Here is a 22,147-nt window from a genome sequence, read left to right as displayed (position 1 = left end):
ACGAGGCAGTAGATTCAGGTATGCTCGAACATGTGTTCGATATGCTGCGATTCTCGCAGGTGGACCCGGGTGCCACCGAAGCCGAACTGGTCGCGCGCATCACCGAGTTGGAGCAGGTGAAATCCGCCGCGGCCGCGGGGCAGGCGCGGGCGGCGGCCGCCCTGGATGCGGTCCGGCGTGCCGCGGAATCGGCCGCGGCAGTGCCGGCGGCCAAGCGGGGCCGCGGGGTGGCCAGCGAGGTCGCCCTGGCCCGCCGGGATTCCCCGGCCCGCGGGGGCCGGCACCTGGGGTTCGCCACAGCTTTGGTGCACGAGATGCCCCACACCCTGGCCGCGTTGGAACACGGCGCGCTCAGCGAATGGCGGGCCACCCTGATCGTGCGGGAATCAGCCTGCCTGGACGTTGAGGACCGCCGCATACTGGACCGCGAACTGTGCGCCGAGATGGACACGCTGGTGGGACTGGGCGACACGCGGATCACCGCCGCCGCCCGAAAGATCGCCTACCGCCTGAACGCGCGCGCCGTCGTCGATCGCGCCGCCCGGGCCGTGCACGACCGCACCGTCACCATCCGCCCGGCACCGGACACCATGACCTGGATCAGCGCCCTGCTGCCCCTGGCCCAGGGCGTCGGGGTCTACGCCGCACTACGCCGCGCCGCCGACACCACCTTCGACGGACGCAGTCGCGGACAAGTCATGGCCGACACTCTGATTGAGCGCATCACCGCCACCCCCGCCACCACCCCGGCCCCCATCGCCCTCAATGTGGTCATCTCCGACCGGGCCCTGCTCGGCCACACCGACGACGCCGCGACCCTCGAGGGCTACGGGCCCATCCCCGCCGAAGTCGCCCGCCGATGGCTCACCGCCGCGCTGGCCGAGAAGAACTCCCTGGCCACCCTGCGCCGCCTCTACGCCAACCCCACCACCGGCGCCCTAGTCGCCATGGAATCACGCGCCCGCACCTTCCCCCGCGGACTGGCCGAATTCATCAACCTGCGCGACCAAACCTGCCGCACCCCCTACTGCGACGCCCCCATCCGCCACCGCGACCACATCACCCCCGCCCACCACGGCGGACCCACCACCGCCACCAACGGCCAAGGCCTGTGCGAACGCTGCAACTACGTCAAAGAATCACCCGGCTGGCGCGTCACCGCACACGACGAAAACGGTGTGCACACCACCGAATACATCACCCCCACCGATGCGCGGTACCGATCCGTCGCGCCACCGATCTACGCCATCACCCATATCAGCGAGATGGAAGACGCCCTGGGCATCACCGTCATCGACTTCCATGCCGCCTAGCAATTCGTTCAAAAGAGAGATAATTGACGCTTGCGTAGGCGTAGGGTGCTCTCCGGGATCAGAGAGTTCCGTCTGACGGGGGGTCGATTGTGGCAAACTTCGTTACTCTGCCGCCGGAGATTAATTCTTTGCTGATGTTCAGCGGTGCGGGGTCGGCGCCGATGCTGGACGCGGCCGCGGCCTGGGAAGGCTTGGCATCGGAATTGGGGACGGCGGCATCGTCCTTTTCGTCGGTGACAACGGACCTGGTGGGCAGTTGGTGGCAGGGAGCTGCGTCGGCGGCGATGGCGGCCGCGGCCGCGCCCTATGCGGAGTACCTCGGCACCGCCTGCGCCCGGGCGGTCGGCGCGGCCGAACAGGCCCGCACAGTGGCCGGTGTATTCGAGGCCGCCCGCGCCGCGACCGTCCATCCGCTGGCGGTGGCGGCGAACCGCAGCGCTTTCGTGCAGCTGATCCGATCTGATTGGCTGGGGCTCAACGCCCCCGCAATCATGGCTGCGGAGGGGCACTACGAGCAGATGTGGGCCGCGGACGTCGAGGCGATGACGGGCTACTACGCCGGGGCGTCGGCCGCGGCCGCGCAGCTGCCCGGTGATCTGCAACGACTCCTGCAGAACCTGCCCAGCCTGGGTATCGGTAACCGGGGCAACGCGAACATCGGGCACGGCAACACCGGCACCGGCAACATCGGCATCGGCAACAGCGGCACCGACAACAGTGAACTGGTGCCTCCGCAGTCGGGCAACTACAACATCGGCGGCGGGAACAACGGCAACGGCAACGTAGGTGCCGGAAACAACGGCAACAGCAACGTCGGGTTTGGCAATTTCGGCAATGGGAACATCGGCTTCGGAAACGGCGGTCCGACCGATTTGTCCAATCCGAACCTCTATACCTTCCAGACAACCGCCGGCAACAACAACGTGGGCATGGGTAACACCGGTAGCAATAACGTCGGCCTCGGCAACCTGGGCGACGGAAACATCGGCGGCGGGAACACGGGCACCGCAAACTTCGGAGCCGGGAACACCGGCATCGGCAACTTCGGCTTCGGGAACAGCGGCAACGGGAACATCGGAATCGGGCTTGTCGGCAACGGGCGGGTCGGCGTCGACCTCGCCGGCGTGTTCAACTTCGGCAACGGCAACATCGGTCTGTTCAACTCGGGTGACCACAACGTCGGCTTCTTCAATTCCGGCAGCGGCAACGTCGGCATCTTCAGCTCAGGCGTCAATACCGTTTTCCCGGGCCACATCAACAGCTTTGGCTTCGGGAACTCGGGGACCGGCAGTCTCGGTTTCGGCAACTCGGGCGCCGGCAACGTCGGCTTCTGGAACTCCGGCCTGCTCAACACCGGCTGGGGGAACGCCGGCTCGATCAATACCGGCGGCTGGAATGGGAACAACCTCAACACGGGCCTGTGGAACTCCGGCGAGACCAACACCGGCTTCGGCAATTCCGGCCACGTCAACACCGGCGTCGGAAATGCGGGCAACGTGAACACCGGCTTCGGCTTCGCCACCGACGCCGGTGACGTAGGCATCGGTGCCGTCGACAACTCGGGATTCGGCAACACAGGCGCCGGAGTGTCCGGCTTCGGCAACAACGGCGGCAGCGACGGTCACGGGGTGTCCGGCTTCTTCAACACGATCGTTGCGGCGCTGCAGTCTTCCGGCGTGAGCTCGGGCTTTTTCAACACTGCCGTCACCGGCGCCGTGGGCCCATTCCCGAGCGGCGTGCTGAGTGGCTTCAACTCGGGCCTGTTCAATACGGGGACCGCCAATTCGGGCATCCTGAGCCTCGGTCAGTTGGTGATGAAGCTAGGCTGACCGCGATGGCAGGACCGGTGGAGGGCATCAAGGTCGTCGAACTCGGGGTCTGGGTGGCCGGTCCGGCAGCGGCCGCAATCCTGGCCGACTGGGGCGCCGATGTCATCAAGATCGAGCCGCCGGCCGGCGATCCGGGGCGGATGTTCGGCCGCATGCTGGGCTGCGACCTCGGTGTGAACCCACCGTTCGAGATGGACAACCGGTCCAAGCGCAGCGTCGTGCTGGACCTCACCACTGCGAGCGGCCGACAGATTGCGCTCGAATTGCTCTCGGACGCAGATGTTTTCATCACCAACGTGCGGCCCGGTGCGTTGCGGCGGCTCGGCCTGGACTACGAGACGCTGGCCAACGATCACCCGCGGCTGGTTTACGGTCTGATCACCGGCTACGGCGAATCAGGGCCGGACGCCGACCGCGCGGCCTACGACGTCGCGGCTTTCTGGTCCAGAGGTGGCATCGCCCACCTGCTCACCAGGCCCGGCGACACACCCCCATTCCAGCGTGGCGGCATGGGCGATCATTCGGCCGGCATGACCCTGGCCGGCGCCGTCTGCGCTGCGTTACTCGCCCGCGAGCGTACCGGCACAGGGCAATTGGTGTCGACCTCGCTGTACCGCCAGGGTGCATACACCGTGAGCTTCGACCTGAACACTTACCTGCTCACCGGTCAGCCGATCGCGATCGGCGAGCGCGCCACCATGGGTAACCCGTGTATGAACAACTACGCCGCCGCCGACGGACGCCGGTTCTGGATCGTCGGACTGGAAGTCAACCGGCACTGGCCGGCACTTTGTCGAGTGGTGGGCCGCACCGAGTGGCTGACCGACCCGCGCTATGCCGACGCCCGCGGCCGCGCGGCCAACGCCGCCCCGCTGATCGCCGAACTCGACGAGATCTTCGCGACCCGCCCACTCGACGAGTGGGCGGACCTGTTCGCCGCCGAGCCGGATTTCTTCTGGTCGCCGATCAACGCACTCGAGGACATTGTCGCCGACGAGCAATTCCATGCGGCCGGCGGAATCGTCGACGTACCCGACGGAGACGCGGTCGTGCCGATGGTGGCCACGCCCGCCGATTTTCACGGAACGCCCTGGTCACCGCGCTCTGCTGCACCGCAACTCGGCCAGCACACCGACGAGGTCCTGGCCGAACTGGACGCCCGCCGCCGGCGCTGAGGCCCCCGCGGAGCTTTACAAAATCGAACGGAAGTGTCACGCTGTCCGAGGAGCTGTGGCAACAGGAACGGATCGATGGTTACTCCAACGTTCGACTTTCATCCCGGCAGGGGCACGGCGCGCAGGGCTCACCTCGACGGCCAGGTACTGCGTCACCGCCTCGACGTCATTGCCGTCGGCACCGTCGACGTGGTGCACACCGTCGGTGGCTGGCTGTATGACCGGGTGACCGCCGGCTGGCAGGTCAACGTGCTGTTACCGCGGGGCTGCGACACCCGTCCGTTGCGCGTGTTGGGGGCGCGGGTTTTGGACGCGGCCGGAGATCTGGACGTCTCTGGACCGATGAGTCAGGGTCTGGCCGTCAGCGCCGAGGCGTTCGCCGCCGACGACCGCGTCCGTGCCCTGGTGCGCAAGGCCGTGGCCAGTCGGTTGACCGAGGTCGCGCTGTGGGGCGAGGGCTGGCCACTCGGTGCGGACCGCGGCCTCACCCGGACCCACTACATGCCGAGCGCCGCCGCCCGCGCGTTCAAAGCCGAGGCCCTGCGCGCGGCTGGAATGCATTACGAGGCAATAGCTTCCACGGAGTCTATGGTTACCGACTCGGCCTGGCCGGGCTAGCCGGACAGTATGAAGAAGTACCACCGCCACACGTTGCTCTACCTGCACGAAACGATCGATCTGGGTTCGGGGCGCAGCGACGACTTCACCGAGGTGTTCGTCGACATCTATCAGCCGATGATGGAAGAACTCGGCGCACGGCTGTACTCGATCTGGGAGACCACGCCCTACAACGGTCACTGGCCGCAGGTGACGATCATCTGGGAGATCGACGCATTCGCGGACTACGCCAGGATCGGCGCCGCGCAGGCGCGCGGCGGTAGTCACGAGGCGGTGGCCGGGAAGTGGTCGGCCTATCTGACCGACTTGGGCGCCTCTGGGGAGGGCCGGATCATGTACGCCGGTCCCAGCAACAGGAGCCTGGCCGCGTTGCGTGACGTGAATTTCGATGCGTCGCTGGTGATTCAGGAGATCATGCAGACCAAGCCCGGTCGGCAGGACGACTACATCCGCGAGCTGGAGCGACTCTACGTCCCCTGGTCGGAGAGCACCGGCAAGCATTGGCTCGGCTCCTTCACCACCACGTTCCGTTTCAACGAGGTCATTCACTACTGGGCTCTCGAAGGCGGCTGGGAGTGCTTCGCGAACCATTACCCGTCCTGGAAGGACAGCCCGCCAGCTGAGATCGTCACCTGGATGAGCGTCGCGCCGGCCCTGCGCGACGGCTGGGAAGACTCCATTCTGCAGGCCCTACCGCCGTCGCCACTGCAGTGACGCAGGACTTCTCCTACGATCCCTTCGACGCGGCCGTGATGGCGAATCCGCTTCCCTACTATCGCATCCTGCGCGACCAGTACCCGGTCTACTACCTGCCGCAGTGGGATACGTTCGCTATCTCGAGGTTTGAGGACATCTGGCAGGTACTGGAGGTCAACGACGGTACGTTCGTCGCCTCGGAGGGGACCCTGCCCGCGGCTTCGGTTCTGGCGCGGCACAATAACGGCCCGGTCGCCGACCCGCCGCTGCACCCGTTGCCGTTCCACGCGGTGTTCGACACCGATCTCTACGGCGAGATCCGCCGCGCCCACTCCCAGCCGCTGCGGCCCAGGTCGGTCACCGCTCTGCAGTCGCGAATCCGCGAACTGGCCAACGAACGGCTCGACCTGCTCCTGCCGCGGGGCACCTTCGACCTCACCCAGGACTACGGCGGCATCGTGGTGGCGTCGATGGTCTGTGAATTGCTAGGATTGTCAACGGATCTCGCCCCCCAGGTACTGGCGGCGGTCAACGCCGGCAGCCTGGCCGAACCCGGCGAGGGCGTCGACACCGCCGAGGCGCGGCCGAACTATCTGCAGTTCCTGGTGCCGGTCGTGGCGGGGCGCCGCGCCGGTGAAGCCGGCAAGCTACCGGTGGTCGACGGACTGCTCGACTATCGCCTACCCGACGGCAGCGCGCTCAGCGACGTCGAAGTAGCCACCCAGATGCTGTGCATCTTCATCGGCGGCACCGAGACAGTCCCGAAGATCGTGGCGCACGGGCTGTGGGAGCTCAGCCGGCGTCCCGGCCAACTTGCGGCCGTACGTGCCGACCCGGCCACCAACGTCCCGGTCGTCCGCGAAGAGATGATCCGCTACTGCGCCCCGGCGCAATGGTTCGCCCGAACGGCGCGTAGACCCTTCACCCTGCACGGCAAGACGATCGAGCCCGGACAGCGGGTGATCACGCTGCTGGCCTCGGCGAACCGCGACGAACGCGAGTATCCCGAACCCGACGAATTCATCTGGGACCGACCGATCCAACGGTCGCTGGCATTCGGCCGCGGCCAGCATTTCTGCCTCGGCTATCATCTGGCACGGCTGGAAGTTGCTGTGCTGCTGGAAGAATGGTTGCGCCGAGTGCCCGAATTCGCGATCGACGGCGACCAGGCCACCCGGCTGCCGTCCAGTTTCCAGTGGGGCTGGAACAAGATTCCGGTGGAGGTCTGAGGTGTGGTCGTATCGGGTCGTCGCGCCGTACTCGTTCGAGCGCACCTCGATTCCGGCCAAGACACCTGAGCGCCTCACGAACGGCCAAGTGCTGCTGCGGTTTCAGGCCGCCGGGGTATGCGGCAGCGATCTGCCCGGATTCCGCGGTGCGCAGGGACGGCTGCCGGGTGACGACGGCCGCAGCGCCGCGGAGAAGGACGGCTTTCCGATTCACGAAGTGTCCGGCGAGGTCCTTGCCAGCAGGCACCCGGACCACCGGCCCGGCGACCAGGTGGTGGGCTGGGCCTCCGGGTTCGACGGCATGATGGAGCGGGTGGTCAGCGACGGTGACGGCCTGGCGCCCTATGATCCGTCGCTCAGCGCGGCACAGGCGGTAGGCCTGCAGCCGTTGGCCTGCGTGCTGTACGCGTGCGAGCAGTTGCCCGATCTGGCCGGCCGGCACGTGGCGATCATCGGCCAGGGATCGATCGGCCTGCTGTTCTCCTACGTTGCCAAGGCCACCGGAGCACGACGAGTCACCGGAATCGACCCGGTCGACCGCGAAAAGCTCTCGCGCGCATTCGGTGTCGATGATGCCGTGCGTGCCACCAGCGATCGGTGGGTGAGCCGGCTTGCTCCGCAGGACCGGCCTGAGGTGGTCATCGAGGCGGTCGGTCATCAGGTGGCCACCCTGGGGCATGCGATCGGGGCGGCCGCCCCGGGCGGCACCGTGTTCTACTTCGGCGTGGCCGACGACGACGCATATCCCATCGACATGCGCGCCATGCTGCGCAAGAACCTGACGCTGAAATCCGGTGTCACACTGGACCGGCGGCGGATGCTGGACCTGGCCGGCGCGTTCGCTGCCGAGCACCCCGACCTGCTCGGCACGTATCTGACACACACCTTCGCCGTAGACGACGTCCAGGCGGCGTTCGAGTTGGCCTGCCGTCCGGATCCGGACCGCGTGAAGATCGCGATCGCCGGATGAGCGTCTTCCGAAATGACCTCAATAGACCCCGCTGGGGCGGCTGGGTCACCGGTCCGACACTGATCGGCCCCGACGAATTCGCCCGGGCCGGCTACGACTACGTCGGATTCGACGCCCAGCACGGCTATCTCGACGACGCCGGAGTCGCCGCCATGCTGCGCCACCTCGAACACGTCCCGATCGCCACCGCCGTCAGGCTGCCCAACGCCGACCCGGCGCCCATCGGACGGGTGCTCGACGCCGGTGCCGACGCCGTCATCATCGCCATGATCGAGTCGGCCGACCAGGCCGCCGCGGCGGTGGCTGCCACCCGCTATCCCCCCGCGGGCATTCGCAGCTTCGGGCCGTTGCGGGCGAGCCTGGGCCACGATCCCACAGCCCTGGCGGAGCGGGCCGGGGTCTTCGCCATGATCGAGACGGCCGCGGCTGTTTCCGGTATCGAAGACATCTGCGCGGTGAGTGGGTTGACTGGAATTTACGTCGGGCCGGCCGATCTGGCAATCTCGATGGGCGCCGACGTGGTCGGTGCGACACGCAACGACCTCGTTCTCCGGGCGATCGGCCGGATCCATCGCGTCGCCAGCGCCGCCGGACTAATCACCGGAATCCATGCCAGCGACGGATCGACGGGAAAGAGGATGGCCCAGTTGGGCTTTCAGATGATCACGCTGGCATCCGAATCGCATGCGCTGCGCCGGGGGGCCGCCGAACACCTGCGCGAGGCGACCGACCGGTGAGCCACACGAAGATCGCATTGGTGACCGGCGCGGCGGGCGGGCAGGGCGGCGCGATAGTGCAGACATTGCTCGGCAAAGGCTTTCAGGTCGCGGCCTGTGACGTGCGATCCGACGGAATCGACGTTGCGACAGAGGGATTGCTGATTCTGGCGTTAGACGTCACCGACCCCCGGCAGTGGGAAGCCGCCGTCTTTGCAACCGTCGAGCGATTCGGGGGACTGTCCACACTGGTCAACAACGCCGGGGTGCTGCACCGAGCGTCGCTTGCCGATGAGACGGCGGAGGGCTTCGAGAACTCGTGGCGGGTCAATTGTCTGGGTGCGTTCCTGGGTATGCGTGCCGCGCTGCCACACCTGCAAGCGGCCGACAACGCCGCGATCGTCAACATCTGCAGTACCGGAGCCATCCGCCCTTTTCCGCAGCATTGCGCCTACGGCTCCGCCAAATGGGCACTGCGCGGATTGACCCAGACCGCGGCGGCCGAACTCGCACCGGCCGGGATCCGCGTCAATGCGGTGTTCCCGGGGCCGGTCGCCACCCCGATGCTTGACGACGCCATTCAGCAGCGACTGGCAGCGGTGGCGATGTTCGGCCGGCTGGGCCGGCCTGCCGAAATCGCCGATGCCGTCGCGTTTCTGGTGTCGGAGGAGGCTTCGTTCATCACCGGATCGGAACTCGTCGTCGACGGTGGGCAATGCCTGCAGATCCGGTGAGCGTCCGACTGCGACTGGACCCGGCACTGCGTGAGGTTGCCGTCAACCGGACGGTGTTCACCGCCGAAGCCATCCCGTTGATCCGAGAGTCGATGGACCAGCGTCGCTCCGAGGCGCGTATGGACACAGCCGGGGTGTCAATCGACCAGGCTGCCGCGGCGGGCGTGCCGGTGCGCATCTATCGCGGCGGTGCGGGGCGGGTGCCAGCGGTCCTCTATTGCCATGCAGGCGGTTTCGCGCTCGGAAATCTGGACACCGACCACCGGCAATGTCTGGAACTGGCCCGCCGTGCCGGATGTGCGGTGGTGTCCGTCGACTACCGCCTGGCACCGGAACACCCGTACCCGGCGGCGCTGAACGACGCGCAGAAAGTGCTCAAATGGTTGCACAGCAACGCATCTGAGCTGAGCATCGACCCCGACCGGGTGGCAGTGGCGGGCAGCAGCGCCGGCGGCGCCCTGGCCGCCGGCCTGGCACACGGAGCCGCCGACGGCGAACTGCCACCGCTGGCGTTCCAGCTGCTGCACCAGCCAGTGCTCGACGACCGGCCGACCGCGTCCAGGAACGAGTTTCGCACCACCCCCGCGTTCGACGGTGAGGCAGCGGACCTGATGTGGCGGCACTACCTGGCCGGGCAGCAACCGACGCCGGGTGCCGCGCCCGCCCGGCGGGAAGCGTTGGCGGGACTGCCCCCCGCGCTGATCACGTGCGCAGAGGTCGACCCGTTTCGCGACGAGGCGGTGGAATACGCGCAGCGGCTGCGCAGCGCCGGGGTGCCGACCGAGCTGCACGTATTCTCCGGCGCCTGCCACGGATTCGACTCGCTGCTGCCCGAGTGGGCCGACTCGCAACGGCTGTTCGCGCTGCAAGGCGCCGCACTGGCGGCAGCGTTCAGAATCTGATCAACTGCCGGACCGCCACACCGTCGGCCAGGTGGTCCATCGCCTCGTTGATGTCGTCCAACCGGATCGTCGAGGAGACCAGGGATTCCACCGGCAGCCGGCCGGACTGCCACAGCGCGACGAAGCGGGGGATGTCGCGGCTGGGCACCGCCGACCCGAGATAGCTTCCGATCAGCGCGCGCCCCTCGGCGACAAAGCCTAACGGCGACAGGCTGATTCGAGCGTCCGGCCGCGGCAGTCCGACGGTGACGGTGCGCCCACCCGGGGCGGTCAGCCCGATCGAGGTCTCCAGGGCGAGGGGATGGCCGACGGCCTCGATCACCACGTCCGCCTTGACTCCCGCGGCCTGCTCCGGTGTGTAAATCTCGTGCGCGCCCAGAGCCTCTGCGGCACGGAGCTTTTCCGGGAGCTGATCGACCCCGATGACGCGGACACCGTCATAGGTCAACGCGGTGATCACCGCAGCCATGCCGACACCGCCGAGCCCGACGACCGCAACGGACTGGCCGGGCCGGGGGTCGCCGACGTTGAGCACGGCACCGCCGCCGGTCAGCACCGCGCACCCGAGCAGGGCGGCCACCTCCGGCGGCACATCGTCGGGCACGACGACGGCACTAGCCCGATTGACCACCGCGTGCGTCGCGAACCCGGAGACGCCGAGGTGGTGATAAACCGGTCCGCCGTCCCGGCTCAGCCGGATGCCCCCACCGAGCAGCGTCCCCGCGTTGTTGGCCGCGCTGCCGGGCTCGCACGGCGTCAGGCCGTCCGTCGCGCACGCGGGACAGCGGCCACAGCGGGGCAGAAACACCAGCACCACCCGCTGACCGATGGCCAGGTCGTCGACGCCGTCACCGAGCGCTTCGACGACGCCCGCCGCCTCGTGGCCCAACAGCATCGGCACCGGACGCACCCGGTTGCCGTCGACCACCGACAGATCCGAGTGACACACCCCGGCCGCTTCGACGCGCACCAGCACCTCGCCGGGACCCGGGTCCGCCAGCTCGAGATCGGCGATGCTGATCGGCCGCGATCGCGCGTACGGGCGTGGCGCACCGATCCGCTCCAGCACCGCGCCGCGGATGTGAATCATGTTGGAATACAACCATGAGCTCGATGCCACCAGCCCCGGACGGCCTCACCAGCGCTGATTTCCCGGTGCGGTGGCCGGTGCTCACCCGCTGGGCCGACAACGACATGTTCGGCCATCTCAACAACGCGGTCTACTACCAGCTGTTCGACACCGCGATCAACGCCTGGATCGCCACGGGGGCCGGTGTCGATCCGCTCACCATTCCCGAACTAGGCATTGTCGCGGAGTCGGGCTGCCGCTATTTCGCCGAGCTGGCGTTCCCGGAGAGTCTGGCGGTGGGGCTGGCGGTGACGCGACTCGGCCGCAGCAGTGTGACCTACCGACTCGGCGTCTTCAAAGAGGTCGACCGAGATCCGCAACCGGTCGCCGCGCTGGGCCACTGGGTGCACGTCTACGTCGATCGCGACACCCGCCGACCGGTCCCGATTCCCGACGCGATCCGGTCGTTGTTGTCGACCGCCTTAGTGAATTGAGCCCGCCTGGGCGCACGTATGCTTCGCCAATGGCAGTTATGAGCAAGACAGTCGAGGTCGATGCCGAGGCCGGCTCCATCATGGGCATCGTCTCCGACATCGAGCGGTACCCGGAATGGAATGAAGGCGTCAAAGGCGCCTGGATCCTCGCCCGCTACGACGACGGCCGCCCCAGCCAGGTTCGCCTGGACACCAATGTCAACGGTTTCGAAGGCGTCTACATCCACGCCGTGTATTACCCGGGCGAGAACCAGATTCAGACCGTGATGCAGCAGGGAGACCTGTTCGCCAAGCAGGAGCAGCTGTTCAGCGTGGTGGCCACCGGAGCGAACAGCCTGCTCACCGTCGACATCGACGTCGAGCCCAGCATGCCGGTGCCTGCGCCGATGGTGAAGATGTTGCTGGGCAACGTCCTCGACCAGCTGGCCGCCAACGTCAAGCAGCGCGCCGAGCAACTCGGCTAGGAGTTGAAGATCCCGGTCCGGTCCAATGTCTCGGTAAGCCGTTGGGCCGCGTCGGTGAACTGCCAGACCGTGTGCTCGACCACACCCGCCGCGTCGCGGTCCCGCAACGCGGCGATCAGCCGGCGGTGGCTGTCGACGGTGGATTCGCCCCACAGCGGGTCGGCGGCGTACAGCTGGGCGGGCATGTAGCGCGCGGCGTTGAGCAGGAACCAGGCCAGTTTGATCCGCCCGCTCGCCTGATTGAACACCCGGTGGAACGAGAACTCCAGCGAGGCGATCGCCTCGACGTCCCCGCCGCCGACCGCCGACGCCAACAGGTCGTTGATGCGCTCCAGCTCGGCGATCTCGCGTTCGGTGATGCGTTCGGTCGCCGTGCCGGCCAGCTCGCGGGCGATCGTGGACTGCAGCCAGAAGATGTCGTCGATGTCCTGGCGGGTCAGCGGGAGCACCACGTGACCACGGTGCGGTTCCAGCTGCACCATGCCCTCGCCGCGCAGCTTCAACAGGGCCTCGCGCACCGGCGTGATGCTCACCCCGAGCTGAGCCGCGGTTTCGTCCAGCCGGATAAACGTGCCCGGCCGCAGCGTCCCCGACATGATCGCGGTCCGCAGGTGCCCGGCGACTTCGTCGGACAGCTGCGCCCGGCGCAGCGGCCGGCGCCTGCGCGGCTCGGAACCTAAGGCCGATAACGGTGCATTCACGGGGCCTGCCAGGCCTTTCAGCGACATTGCGGTATTGGCTCAAGTCGTGGCTAAGGGCTTGTTAGCGACCTCAGCGGCCGTTAGTGTGACCCAGACAACACATGTTTTATCAAATATCAGCCTGACGCAAGCGGTGCGCGAGTGAAGGGAAGGCATATTGACCGCCCAACTGGCCGGCCACCCGACGCAGGCCCATTCCGAAGCGCTCGAACAGCCGTATCTTGCCCGCCGCCAGAACTGGGTGAACCAGCTCGAGCGGCACGCGATGATGCAGCCGGACGCGCCAGCGCTGAGGTTCCTGGGCCGCACGCTGACGTGGGCGGAGCTGCGGGCTCGCGTGACGGCGCTGGCCGGCGCGCTGCGTCGCCGCGGCGTCGGCCCCGGCGACCGGGTGATGATCCTGATGCTCAACCGTCCCGAGTTCGTCGAGTCGGTGCTGGCCGCCAATATGTTGGGAGCGATCGCCGTCCCGCTGAACTTCCGGCTCACCCCTTCGGAGATCGCCTTCCTGGTCGAGGACAGCGGGGCCCGCGTGGTCGTCACCGAAGCGGTCCTCGCCCCGGTGGCAACGGGCGTACGGAAGATCGCACCTCTGCTGGACACGGTCGTGGTGGCAGGCAACAGTGCCGATGACGACGTCCTCTTCTATGAAGACCTTATGAATGAGGCGGGCGATTCGCCCGCCCCGGTTGACATCCCGAACGACTCCCCGGCGCTGATCATGTACACGTCGGGTACCACGGGGCGGCCCAAGGGCGCGGTGCTGACCCACGCCAACCTCACCGGTCAGACGATGACCATGCTCTACACCAGTGGTGTCGACCTCAACAACGACGTCGGCTTCATCGGCGTCCCGTTGTTCCACATCGCCGGGATCGGCAACATGCTCTCCGGGATGCTGCTCGGTCTCCCGACCGTGATCTACCCGCTCGGCGCATTCGAGCCCGGGCAACTGCTCGACGTGCTGGAGGCCGAGAAAGTCACCGGCATCTTCCTGGTTCCCGCGCAGTGGCAGGCGGTGTGCGCGGAGCAGCAGGCAAGGCCGCGCGACCTGCGGTTGCGGGTGATGTCGTGGGGTGCCGCGCCGGCGCCAGATGTGTTGCTGCGCAAGATGTCCGAGATTTTTCCGGGCACCCAGATCCTGGCCGCGTTCGGCCAGACCGAGATGTCGCCGGTGACGTGCATGCTGCTCGGCGACGACGCCATCCGCAAGCGGGGATCGGTCGGCCGGGTGATCCCGACGGTTGCCGCACGGGTCGTCGACGACAACATGAACGATGTGCCGGTCGGCGATGTCGGCGAGATCGTGTATCGCGCACCCACATTGATGAGTGGCTACTGGAACAATCCGGAGGCCACCGCAGAGGCTTTCGCCGGCGGCTGGTTCCACTCCGGCGACCTGGTCCGGATGGACGCCGACGGCTACGTGTGGGTCGTGGACCGCAAGAAGGACATGATCATCTCCGGCGGCGAGAACATCTACTGCGCGGAGGTCGAGAACGTTCTGGCCGGCCATGAGCGCATCGTCGAGGTCGCGGTGATCGGGCGGGCCGATGAGCGATGGGGCGAAGTCCCGGTCGCCGTCGCCGCTGTAACGGAAAGTCACCTCCGGATCGAAGAGCTAGTTGAGTACCTGACCGAGCGGCTTGCGCGGTACAAGCACCCCAAGGCGCTCGAGATCGTGGACGCCCTGCCGCGCAACCCCGCCGGGAAGGTGCTCAAGACTGAGCTGCGTTTGCGCTACGGGGTCGGCGACGACTCTGGAAATCGTTCTGCCACAACGAAATCTGCCACCAGAGAGGAAAGCTGACGAGGTCGACATGTTTGCTGGGTGCTGACGTGATGTCAATTGTGGAGTTGCTATACACACCTGGGCGACCATCGGGTACATTCCTGTGGTCTCCGTTACTACCTGCGGGTAGGGAGCCGTTGGTCACACACGTAGGGTCGGGGCAAGGAGGAGGCGTGCGACACCAATCGCCGCGGCGCCGCGACACGAGCGGCCCCAATGTGAAGGGGCAATCGTGACGACATCCACTCGACCGCATCTGGTCGGATTCTTGCGCGATCGATTCGAGTCGCCACTGACTCTGATCGGCGGCTTCTTCCGGATGTGCGTGTTGACCGGCCGGGCCTTGTTCCGGCGGCCGTTTCAGTGGGGCGAGTTGGTCCTGCAGTGCTGGTTCATCATGCGGGTGGCTCTGCTGCCGACGATCATGGTGTCGATCCCGCTGACGGTGTTGCTTATCTTCACCCTCAACGTGCTGCTGTCGCAGTTCGGCGCCGCCGACCTATCGGGTGCGGGAGCGGCCATTGCGGCGGTCACCCAGCTCGGTCCCTTGACCACAGTGCTGGTGGTGGCCGGCGCCGGTTCGACAGCGATCTGCGCCGATCTGGGCGCCCGCACCGTCCGTGAAGAGATTGACGCGATGGAAGTGCTCGGCATCGACCCGATTCACCGGCTGGTGGTGCCCCGCGTGATCGCGGCGACCGTGGTCGCGACCCTGCTCAACGCTCTGGTGATCACGGTGGGACTGGTTGGTGGCTACCTGTTCGGGGTGTATCTGCAGAACGTTTCCGGTGGGGCGTACCTGGCGACGCTGACCACGATCACCGGTCTGCCGGAGGTGATCATCGCGATGGTCAAGGCGGCGACGTTCGGGTTGATCGCCGGGTTGGTCGGTTGCTACCGCGGGTTGACGGTGCGCGGTGGTTCCAAGGGGCTGGGCACGGCGGTCAACGAGACCGTGGTGCTGTGCGTGGTGGCCTTGTATGCGGTGAACGTCATATTGACCACGATCGGCGTTCGATTCGGGACGGGGCACTAACGATGTCGACAGCAGCGGTAGTCCGGTCGCGGTTCCCGCGGGCGACGGCCAACGTCAACAAGTACGCGGGTTCGGTGACCCGGGGTCTCGACGAGACCGGCCAGCTGGCTTGGTTCGTCCTGACCAGCCTGGGGCAGATCCCGCACGCGATTCACTACTACCGCAAGGAGACCCTGCGGCTGATCGCTCAGATCGGGATGGGCACCGGCGCAATGGCGGTCGTCGGCGGTACCGCCGCGATCGTCGGCTTTGTGACGTTGTCCGGCAGCTCGCTGATTGCCATCCAGGGCTTTGCCACGCTGGGCAACATCGGTGTCGAGGCCTTCACGGGATTCTTCTCCGCGCTGATCAACGTGCGAATCGCGGCCCCCGTCGTCACTGGAATCTCGCTGGCAGCGACGGTCGGAGCCGGCGCCACTGCCGAGCTGGGTGCGATGCGGATCAGCGAGGAAATCGACGCGCTGGAAGTGATGGGAATCAAGTCCATTTCCTACCTGACCTCCACCCGTGTGGTTGCCGGGCTGGTGGTCATCATCCCGCTCTACGCGCTGGCGATGATCATGGCTTTTCTCTCCCCACAGGTCGTTACGACGCTGTTGTACGGACAGTCGAGCGGCACCTACGAACACTACTTCCGGACCTTCCTCCGCCCTGACGACGTGTTCTGGTCGTTTCTAGAGGCGATCATCATCGCGGGAATCGTGATGGTGACCCACTGCTACTACGGGTTCAATGCCGGCGGCGGACCGGTCGGCGTCGGCGAGGCGGTCGGCCGATCGATGCGGTTCTCCCTGATCTCGGTTCAGGTGGTTGTTCTGTCCGCCGCGTTGGCGCTCTACGGCGTCAACCCCAACTTCGCATTGACGGTGTAGCGCCATGACGACTCCGGGGAAGGTCAACAAGGTAAAGAACCCGCCGTACAAGCTGATCGGCATCGCGGCCGTACTTGTTCTGCTTCTTGTGCTCTCAGTCGTCTACATACAGTTTCGCGGTGAGTTCACCGAGAAGGCGAAGCTGACGATGTACAGCGACCGAGCCGGGCTGGTGATGGATCCGGGCTCAAAGGTCACCTACAACGGGGTTCAGATCGGTCGGGTCGACACGATCCAGGAGATCAACCGGGACGGCAAGCCGGCCGCCAAGTTCACCTTGGATATCTATCCGGAATTCCTCGGCGCTAATGGGGTGGTTCCGGAGAACGTCGACGCGCAGATCAAGGCGACGACGGTGTTCGGCGGCAAGTACATATCGCTGACCACACCCAAAGATGACAAAGGCGACATCATCTCGCGAGGTCATCTCCGGCCGAACAGCGTGATCAACGCCTCCGGCGTGACGACCGAGATCAACACCCTGTTCCAGACTCTGACCTCGATCTCGGAGAAGGTCGACCCGGTCAAGCTGAACCTGACTCTGAGTGCCGCCGCGCAGTCCCTGACCGGACTGGGCGACCGCTTCGGCCAGTCGATCGTCAACGGCAACGCCATCCTCGACGACGTCAACCCGCAGATGCCGCAGGCCCGCCGCGACATCCAGCAGCTGGCGGCGCTCGGCGACGTGTACGCGAACGCCGCGCCGGACCTGATCGACTTCCTGAACAATTCGGTGCCGACGGCCCGCAGCATCAACGCCCAGCAGAAGGACCTGGATCAGGCGCTGCTGGCGGCCGCCGGGTTCGGCAACACCGGCGCGGACATCTTCGAGCGCGGCGGGCCGTACCTGGCCCGCGGAGCCGCCGACCTGGTGCCTACCGCGCAGTTGCTCGACACCTACAGCCCGGAGCTGTACTGCACGCTGCACAACTATCACGACATCGAGCCCAAGGCCTACCAGTTCCTGGGTGGCAACGGCTATTCGATGAACAGCCACTCCCAGATCCTGTCCGCCCTGGGCCTGATGCTGAACCCCGTATCGCTGGTTCCGCTACTGCTCTCGCAGGTCGGCGGACTGGCTGCCGGAGTGATCGGTGGCGCGCCGAACCCCTACACCTACCCGGAGAACCTGCCGCGGGTGAACGCCCACGGTGGACCGGGCGGGGCACCGGGTTGCTGGCAGCAGATCACCCGGCAACTGTGGCCGGCGCCGGAACTGGTGATGGACACCGGCAACAGCCTTGCGCCTTATAACCACTTGGAGGTCGGGTCGCCCTTTGTGAACGAGTACGTCTGGGGCCGTCAGGTAGGGGATAACACGATCAACCCATGAAAATCACCGGAACTCTCGTCAAGCTCAGCGTCTTCGCTGTGGTGCTGCTGATGTTCAGCATCATGATCATCATCGTGTTCGGTCAGATCCGCTTCGACCGGACCAACTCCTACTCCGCCGAGTTCAGCAATGTCAGTGGGTTGCGCGCCGGCCAGTTCGTGCGCGCATCCGGAGTGGAGATCGGCAAGGTCAAGGACCTGCAACTGATCGACGGCGGCAAGCGGGTGCGCGTCAACTTCGACGTTGACCGCTCGATTCCGCTGTATCAGTCCACGACCGCATCGATCCGCTACCTCGACCTGATCGGCAACCGCTATCTGGAGCTCAAGCGCGGCGAGGGCGACGGTCAGGACAAGGTCATGCAGCCGGGCGGATTCATCCCGATGGCGCGCACCACGCCCGCGCTCGACCTCGACGCGCTGATCGGCGGCTTCAAGCCGATCTTCAGGGCGCTGAACCCGGACAAGGTCAACACCATCGCCTCGGCGCTGATAACCGTGTTCCAGGGCCAGGGGGGCACGATCAACGACATCCTGCAGCAAACCGCGCAGGTCACCTCGCAGTTGGGCGAGCGGGACCAGGCGATCGGCGAGGTGGTCACGAACCTCAACAAAGTGCTGGACACCACCGTCCGTCACCGCAAGGACTTCGATCAGACCGTTAACAACCTGGAGGTGCTCATCACCGGGTTGAAGGACCACGGCGATTCCCTGGCCGGCGGGACGGCGAACATCAGTAACGCCGCCGGCACAGTGGCCGACCTGCTGAGCGAGGACCGGGCGCTGCTGCACAAGGCGATCAACTACCTCGACACCGTCCAGCAGCCGTTGATCGACCAGCGGGAGCAGCTCAGCGACTTCCTGCACAAGGTGCCCTCCGCGCTGAACTCGATCGGCCGCGCCATCGGCTCCTACGGCGACTTCGTGAACTTCTACTCCTGCGACATCAGCCTCCGGATCAACGGTCTGCAGGCTGGTGGTCCGGTTCGCACCGTCCGCCTCTTCCACCAGCCGACCGGGAGGTGCGCGCCGCAATGAGAACGCTGGAACCGCCCAACCGCCTCAAGATCGGACTCATGGGCATCCTGGTGACGCTCCTGGTCATCGGGGTGGGTCAGAGCTTCACCAGTGTCCCGATGTTGATGGCCAAGCCCAGCTACTACGGGCAGTTCACCGACACCGGTGGCATCAACAAGGGTGACAAGGTCCGCATCGCGGGCATGGATGTCGGCAAGGTCGAGGCCATCAGCATCGACGGCGACCACATTTTGATGAAGTTCTCCATCGGCACCGAAAGCATCGGCACCGAGAGCCGGCTGAACATCCGCACCGACACGCTGCTGGGCAAGAAGGTCCTCGAGATCGAGGCCCGCGGAAACCAGCCGCTGCGGCCGAACGGCACCTTGCCGCTGGGCCAGAGCACCACGCCGTACCAGATCTACGACGCGTTCCTCGACGTCACCAAGGCGGCCACCGGCTGGGACATCGACACGGTCAAGAAGTCGCTGCACGTGCTGTCCGAGACGATCGACCAGACCTACCCGCAGCTGAGCCCCGCACTCGATGGCGTGGCGAAGTTCTCGGACACCATCGGGAAGCGCGACGAGGAGATCAAGCATCTGCTGGCCCAGGCCAACCAGGTGGCCAGCGTGCTGGGTGACCGCAGCCAGCAGGTGGACCGGCTGCTGGTCAACGCCAAGACGCTGTTGGCTGCCTTCAACGAGCGCGGCCGCGCCATCGACGCACTGCTGGGTAACGTCGCCGCCTTCTCGACGCAGGTCCAGGGCCTCATCAATGACAACCCCAACCTGAACCACGTGCTCGAGCAGCTGCGCACCGTCAGCGACCTGCTGGTCGAGCGCAAGGACGACCTGGCCAACGGCCTGCTGATGGTCGGCGGGTTCTTGCCGTCGCTCAACGAGTCGATCGCCTCCGGACCGTTCTTCAAGGTGGTCATCCACAACCTGGTCCCCGGGCAGATCATTCAGCCATTCATCGATGCCGCGTTCAAGAAGCGCGGTCTGAGCCCCGAGGACTTCTGGCGTAGCGCCGGGCTGCCGGCCTACCGGTTCCCGGACCCCAACGGCACCCGGTTCCCCAACGGCGCCCCGCCGCCGGGACCGCTGGTCCTGGAAGGCACCCCGGAGCACCCGGGCCCGGCCGTGCCCCCCGGCTCGCCGTGCTCGTACACCCCGGCCGCCGATGGCATCCCCAGCCCGGCCAACCCGTTGCCGTGTGCGGGTACCGCGATCGGTCCCTTCGGTGGTCCGGGCTTCCCGGCGCCGCTGGACGTTCAGGTGTCACCGCCCAACCCGAACGGGGTGCAGGACGTGCCTGGCATCCCGATCGCCGGACGGCCGGGTGAGCCGGCCCCGAACGCGCCCGGTACGCCGGTTCCGTTGCCGCCCAACGCCCCACCGGGGGCTCGCACCGAGCCGCTGGGACCGGCTGGGCCGGTGGCACCACCATCGACATTCGCACCGGGGCTCCCCCCGGGTCCGCCGGCCCCGCCGGGGCCGGGGAACCAGTTACCGGCACCGTTCATCAACCCGGGTGGTTCGGGCGGTAGCGGCGCAGCGGGAGGTAGCCAGAATTGAGCACCATCTTTGACATCCGCAACATCCGGCTGCCGAGGATGTCCCGGGCCACGGTCATCATCGGGACGCTGATCGTGGTGCTGGCTCTCGTCGCCGCGTTCGTCGGCTGGCAGCTGTACAAGAAGCTGACGAACAACTACGTCACCGCGTATTTCTCGGCCGCCAACGCCCTCTACGCCGGAGACAAGGTCCAGATCATGGGCCTCAAGGTGGGCTTGATCGACAAGATCGAACCGGCCGGCGACAAGATGAAGGTCACCTTCCACTACGAGAACCAGTACAAGGTCCCGGCCAACGCCTCCGCGGTGATCCTCAACCCGACCCTGGTCGCATCCCGGGCCATTCAGCTCGAGCCGCCTTACAAGGGCGGCCCGGTGCTGGCCAACAATGCGGTCATCCCGATGGAGCGCACCCAGGTGCCGGTTGAGTGGGACGAGCTGCGTAACAGCATCACCAACATCATCTCGAAGCTCGGTCCTACCGAAGCTCAGCCGACCGGGCCGTTCGGTGAGGTGATCAACTCGTTCGCCAACGGCCTGGAGGGCAAGGGCAAGCAGCTCAACACCACGCTGGACAGCCTGTCGCGGGCGCTGACGGCGCTCAACGAAGGTCGCGGCGACTTCTTCGCGGTGGTCAAGAGCCTGGCGCTGTTCGTCAACGCGCTGCACCAGGACGACAAGCAGTTCGTCGCGCTCAACCAGAACCTCGCGGACGTCACGGGCCGGCTCGCCAGCTCGGACCAGGCGCTGGCCAGCGCGCTGCGGCAGCTCGACAGCCTGCTCACCACGGTCAGGCCGTTCCTGGACAAGAACCGCGAGGTGCTGACCCACGACGTCAACAACCTGGCGACGGTGACCAATACGTTGCTGCAGCCAGAGCCGTTGAACGGGCTGGAGACGGCGCTGCACGTGCTGCCGACGGCGGCCGCCAACGTCAACCAGATCTACCACCCGGCTCACGGTTCGGTGGTCGCCGTTCCGGAGATCACCAGCTTTGCCAACCCGATGCAGTTCATCTGCAGCTCGGTGCAGGCCGGCAGCCGACTGGGATACCAGGAATCCGCTGAACTGTGCGCTCAGTACCTGGCGCCGGTGCTGGACGCGATCAAGTTCAACTACTTCCCGTTCGGGTTGAACGCGTTCAACACCGCAGAGATCCTGCCGAAGCACGTCGCGTATTCCGAGCCGCGGTTGCAGCCGCCGCCGGGATACAAGGACACGACCGTGCCCGGCATCTGGGTGCCGGACACCCCGACGTCGCACAAGAACACCCAGCAGGGCTGGATCGTGGCGCCGGGCATGCAGGGTCAGCAGGTCGGCCCGATCACCGCGGGTCTGATGACCCCCGAGTCGCTGGCCGAACTGATGGGTGGACCCGACATTCAGCCGGTTCAATCCACCCTGCAGACTCCGCCGGGACCGCCCAACGCGTACGACGAGTACCCGGTGCTGCCGCCCGTCGGCCTGCAGGCGCAGGTACCGGTGCCGCCGCCGCCGCCTGGGCCCGGGGTGATCCCGGGACCGGTCGCTCCGGTGCCCGGTTACCCGGGTCCGGCCGCCGCGGTCGGCGCACCGCTGCCAGCTGAGGTAGGAGGGGGTCAGTGATAGG

At 66.6% G+C, this 22,147-nt stretch carries 21 protein-coding genes; 19 read left to right on the top strand and 2 right to left on the bottom strand.

From position 1 onward, the window contains the following. Nucleotides 1–41 precede the first annotated feature (41 nt). The 10 genes from ACNQS7_RS17945 to ACNQS7_RS17900 all read left to right on the top strand — a co-directional run bounded on the left by ACNQS7_RS17945 (nucleotide 42) and on the right by ACNQS7_RS17900 (nucleotide 10,182). Nucleotides 42–1,313, top strand: coding sequence for a DUF222 domain-containing protein (locus ACNQS7_RS17945; protein WP_418016044.1), 1,272 nt, complete (start codon nucleotides 42–44; stop codon nucleotides 1,311–1,313). An 89-nt stretch (nucleotides 1,314–1,402) separates the two neighbouring features. Further along, complete coding sequence (locus ACNQS7_RS17940) at nucleotides 1,403–3,142, top strand: PPE domain-containing protein (RefSeq protein ID WP_418013578.1); 1,740 nt, start codon at nucleotides 1,403–1,405, stop codon at nucleotides 3,140–3,142. Between the two features lie 5 nt (nucleotides 3,143–3,147). Next, entirely contained in the window at nucleotides 3,148–4,317 is a 1,170-nt protein-coding gene (locus ACNQS7_RS17935) for a CaiB/BaiF CoA transferase family protein (RefSeq protein ID WP_418013577.1), read from the top strand. Nucleotides 4,318–4,392: 75 nt separating this feature from the next. After that, nucleotides 4,393–4,935 (top strand): hypothetical protein, encoded by a 543-nt coding sequence (locus ACNQS7_RS17930; protein ID WP_418013576.1) that lies wholly within the window; start codon nucleotides 4,393–4,395, stop codon nucleotides 4,933–4,935. A gap of 9 nt (nucleotides 4,936–4,944) precedes the next feature. Then, nucleotides 4,945–5,649, top strand: coding sequence for an NIPSNAP family protein (locus tag ACNQS7_RS17925; protein WP_418013575.1), 705 nt, complete (start codon nucleotides 4,945–4,947; stop codon nucleotides 5,647–5,649). A gap of 38 nt (nucleotides 5,650–5,687) precedes the next feature. Continuing rightward, a complete protein-coding gene (locus ACNQS7_RS17920) occupies nucleotides 5,688–6,860 on the top strand; it encodes a cytochrome P450 (RefSeq protein WP_418016043.1) in 1,173 nt (390 codons plus the stop codon). Nucleotide 6,861: 1 nt separating this feature from the next. Next, the gene (locus tag ACNQS7_RS17915; RefSeq protein ID WP_418013574.1) at nucleotides 6,862–7,830 is read left to right on the top strand and encodes a zinc-binding dehydrogenase; all 969 of its coding nucleotides are present in this window, start codon (nucleotides 6,862–6,864) and stop codon (nucleotides 7,828–7,830) included. Next, nucleotides 7,827–8,567: an HpcH/HpaI aldolase family protein gene (locus ACNQS7_RS17910; RefSeq protein WP_418013573.1), complete on the top strand. Its 741-nt coding sequence runs from the start codon at nucleotides 7,827–7,829 to the stop codon at nucleotides 8,565–8,567. Before ACNQS7_RS17915 ends, ACNQS7_RS17910 begins: the two co-directional genes overlap by 4 nt. Before the next feature lie 20 nt (nucleotides 8,568–8,587). Continuing rightward, nucleotides 8,588–9,280, top strand: coding sequence for an SDR family NAD(P)-dependent oxidoreductase (locus ACNQS7_RS17905; protein WP_418016042.1), 693 nt, complete (start codon nucleotides 8,588–8,590; stop codon nucleotides 9,278–9,280). Continuing rightward, complete coding sequence (locus tag ACNQS7_RS17900; protein WP_418013572.1) at nucleotides 9,262–10,182, top strand: alpha/beta hydrolase; 921 nt, start codon at nucleotides 9,262–9,264, stop codon at nucleotides 10,180–10,182. Before ACNQS7_RS17905 ends, ACNQS7_RS17900 begins: the two co-directional genes overlap by 19 nt. Here the strand turns inward: ACNQS7_RS17900 and ACNQS7_RS17895 are convergent. Then, a complete protein-coding gene (locus ACNQS7_RS17895; RefSeq protein WP_418013571.1) occupies nucleotides 10,172–11,272 on the bottom strand; it encodes an alcohol dehydrogenase catalytic domain-containing protein in 1,101 nt (366 codons plus the stop codon). The genes ACNQS7_RS17900 and ACNQS7_RS17895 overlap by 11 nt on opposite strands. A 23-nt stretch (nucleotides 11,273–11,295) precedes the next feature. Here ACNQS7_RS17895 and ACNQS7_RS17890 point away from each other — a divergent pair, with 23 nt between their 5' ends. Both ACNQS7_RS17890 and ACNQS7_RS17885 read left to right on the top strand, forming a co-directional pair. Continuing rightward, on the top strand, nucleotides 11,296–11,745 hold the full coding sequence (locus ACNQS7_RS17890) for an acyl-CoA thioesterase (protein ID WP_418013569.1): 450 nt from the start codon (nucleotides 11,296–11,298) through the stop codon (nucleotides 11,743–11,745). 29 nt (nucleotides 11,746–11,774) lie between these two features. Continuing rightward, nucleotides 11,775–12,209, top strand: coding sequence for an SRPBCC family protein (locus ACNQS7_RS17885; RefSeq protein WP_055577068.1), 435 nt, complete (start codon nucleotides 11,775–11,777; stop codon nucleotides 12,207–12,209). Here the strand turns inward: ACNQS7_RS17885 and ACNQS7_RS17880 are convergent. After that, a complete protein-coding gene (locus ACNQS7_RS17880; protein ID WP_418013568.1) occupies nucleotides 12,206–12,937 on the bottom strand; it encodes a GntR family transcriptional regulator in 732 nt (243 codons plus the stop codon). The genes ACNQS7_RS17885 and ACNQS7_RS17880 overlap by 4 nt on opposite strands. A 130-nt stretch (nucleotides 12,938–13,067) precedes the next feature. Here ACNQS7_RS17880 and fadD5 point away from each other — a divergent pair, with 130 nt between their 5' ends. The 7 genes from fadD5 (at nucleotide 13,068) to ACNQS7_RS17845 (ending at nucleotide 22,143) form a co-directional block, all read left to right on the top strand. Then, nucleotides 13,068–14,720: a fatty-acid--CoA ligase FadD5 gene (gene fadD5 / locus ACNQS7_RS17875; RefSeq protein ID WP_418013567.1), complete on the top strand. Its 1,653-nt coding sequence runs from the start codon at nucleotides 13,068–13,070 to the stop codon at nucleotides 14,718–14,720. A gap of 214 nt (nucleotides 14,721–14,934) precedes the next feature. Beyond that, nucleotides 14,935–15,738 carry an MlaE family ABC transporter permease gene (locus ACNQS7_RS17870; protein WP_065048336.1) on the top strand — a complete coding sequence of 268 codons (804 nt, stop codon included), beginning with the start codon at nucleotides 14,935–14,937 and terminating at the stop codon, nucleotides 15,736–15,738. A gap of 2 nt (nucleotides 15,739–15,740) precedes the next feature. Continuing rightward, a complete protein-coding gene (locus ACNQS7_RS17865) occupies nucleotides 15,741–16,610 on the top strand; it encodes an MlaE family ABC transporter permease (RefSeq protein ID WP_055577065.1) in 870 nt (289 codons plus the stop codon). A 4-nt stretch (nucleotides 16,611–16,614) separates the two neighbouring features. Next, nucleotides 16,615–17,943 (top strand): MCE family protein, encoded by a 1,329-nt coding sequence (locus ACNQS7_RS17860; protein WP_418013566.1) that lies wholly within the window; start codon nucleotides 16,615–16,617, stop codon nucleotides 17,941–17,943. Then, nucleotides 17,940–18,980, top strand: coding sequence for a virulence factor Mce family protein (locus ACNQS7_RS17855; protein WP_055577063.1), 1,041 nt, complete (start codon nucleotides 17,940–17,942; stop codon nucleotides 18,978–18,980). Before ACNQS7_RS17860 ends, ACNQS7_RS17855 begins: the two co-directional genes overlap by 4 nt. Next, complete coding sequence (locus tag ACNQS7_RS17850) at nucleotides 18,977–20,539, top strand: MCE family protein (protein ID WP_418013565.1); 1,563 nt, start codon at nucleotides 18,977–18,979, stop codon at nucleotides 20,537–20,539. Before ACNQS7_RS17855 ends, ACNQS7_RS17850 begins: the two co-directional genes overlap by 4 nt. Continuing rightward, nucleotides 20,536–22,143: a virulence factor Mce family protein gene (locus ACNQS7_RS17845; RefSeq protein ID WP_310778668.1), complete on the top strand. Its 1,608-nt coding sequence runs from the start codon at nucleotides 20,536–20,538 to the stop codon at nucleotides 22,141–22,143. The genes ACNQS7_RS17850 and ACNQS7_RS17845 overlap by 4 nt, the downstream gene beginning before the upstream one ends. The last annotated feature ends 4 nt before the right edge of the window (nucleotides 22,144–22,147 follow it).

It is taken from the genome of Mycobacterium sp. 23 (assembly GCF_048287075.1).
GTDB classification, from domain to species: domain Bacteria; phylum Actinomycetota; class Actinomycetes; order Mycobacteriales; family Mycobacteriaceae; genus Mycobacterium; species Mycobacterium gordonae_B.
Note: the sequence above shows the minus strand (reverse complement) of the source record. Positions and strands in the feature narration are given on the sequence as shown.

What these genes read in the sequence shown, in the direction of transcription:
- ACNQS7_RS17945 (WP_418016044.1), top strand. Translation starts at nt 42, where the DNA reads ATGCTGCGATTCTCGCAGGTGGACCCGGGTGCCACCGAAGCCGAACTG.
- ACNQS7_RS17935 (WP_418013577.1), top strand. Translation starts at nt 3,148, where the DNA reads ATGGCAGGACCGGTGGAGGGCATCAAGGTCGTCGAACTCGGGGTCTGG.
- ACNQS7_RS17930 (WP_418013576.1), top strand. Translation starts at nt 4,393, where the DNA reads ATGGTTACTCCAACGTTCGACTTTCATCCCGGCAGGGGCACGGCGCGC.
- ACNQS7_RS17925 (WP_418013575.1), top strand. Translation starts at nt 4,945, where the DNA reads ATGAAGAAGTACCACCGCCACACGTTGCTCTACCTGCACGAAACGATC.
- ACNQS7_RS17920 (WP_418016043.1), top strand. Translation starts at nt 5,688, where the DNA reads ATGGCGAATCCGCTTCCCTACTATCGCATCCTGCGCGACCAGTACCCG.
- ACNQS7_RS17910 (WP_418013573.1), top strand. Translation starts at nt 7,827, where the DNA reads ATGAGCGTCTTCCGAAATGACCTCAATAGACCCCGCTGGGGCGGCTGG.
- ACNQS7_RS17900 (WP_418013572.1), top strand. Translation starts at nt 9,262, where the DNA reads ATGCCTGCAGATCCGGTGAGCGTCCGACTGCGACTGGACCCGGCACTG.
- ACNQS7_RS17895 (WP_418013571.1), bottom strand. Translation starts at nt 11,272, where the DNA reads ATGATTCACATCCGCGGCGCGGTGCTGGAGCGGATCGGTGCGCCACGC.
- ACNQS7_RS17890 (WP_418013569.1), top strand. Translation starts at nt 11,296, where the DNA reads ATGCCACCAGCCCCGGACGGCCTCACCAGCGCTGATTTCCCGGTGCGG.
- ACNQS7_RS17885 (WP_055577068.1), top strand. Translation starts at nt 11,775, where the DNA reads ATGGCAGTTATGAGCAAGACAGTCGAGGTCGATGCCGAGGCCGGCTCC.
- ACNQS7_RS17880 (WP_418013568.1), bottom strand. Translation starts at nt 12,937, where the DNA reads ATGTCGCTGAAAGGCCTGGCAGGCCCCGTGAATGCACCGTTATCGGCC.
- ACNQS7_RS17865 (WP_055577065.1), top strand. Translation starts at nt 15,741, where the DNA reads ATGTCGACAGCAGCGGTAGTCCGGTCGCGGTTCCCGCGGGCGACGGCC.
- ACNQS7_RS17860 (WP_418013566.1), top strand. Translation starts at nt 16,615, where the DNA reads ATGACGACTCCGGGGAAGGTCAACAAGGTAAAGAACCCGCCGTACAAG.
- ACNQS7_RS17855 (WP_055577063.1), top strand. Translation starts at nt 17,940, where the DNA reads ATGAAAATCACCGGAACTCTCGTCAAGCTCAGCGTCTTCGCTGTGGTG.
- ACNQS7_RS17850 (WP_418013565.1), top strand. Translation starts at nt 18,977, where the DNA reads ATGAGAACGCTGGAACCGCCCAACCGCCTCAAGATCGGACTCATGGGC.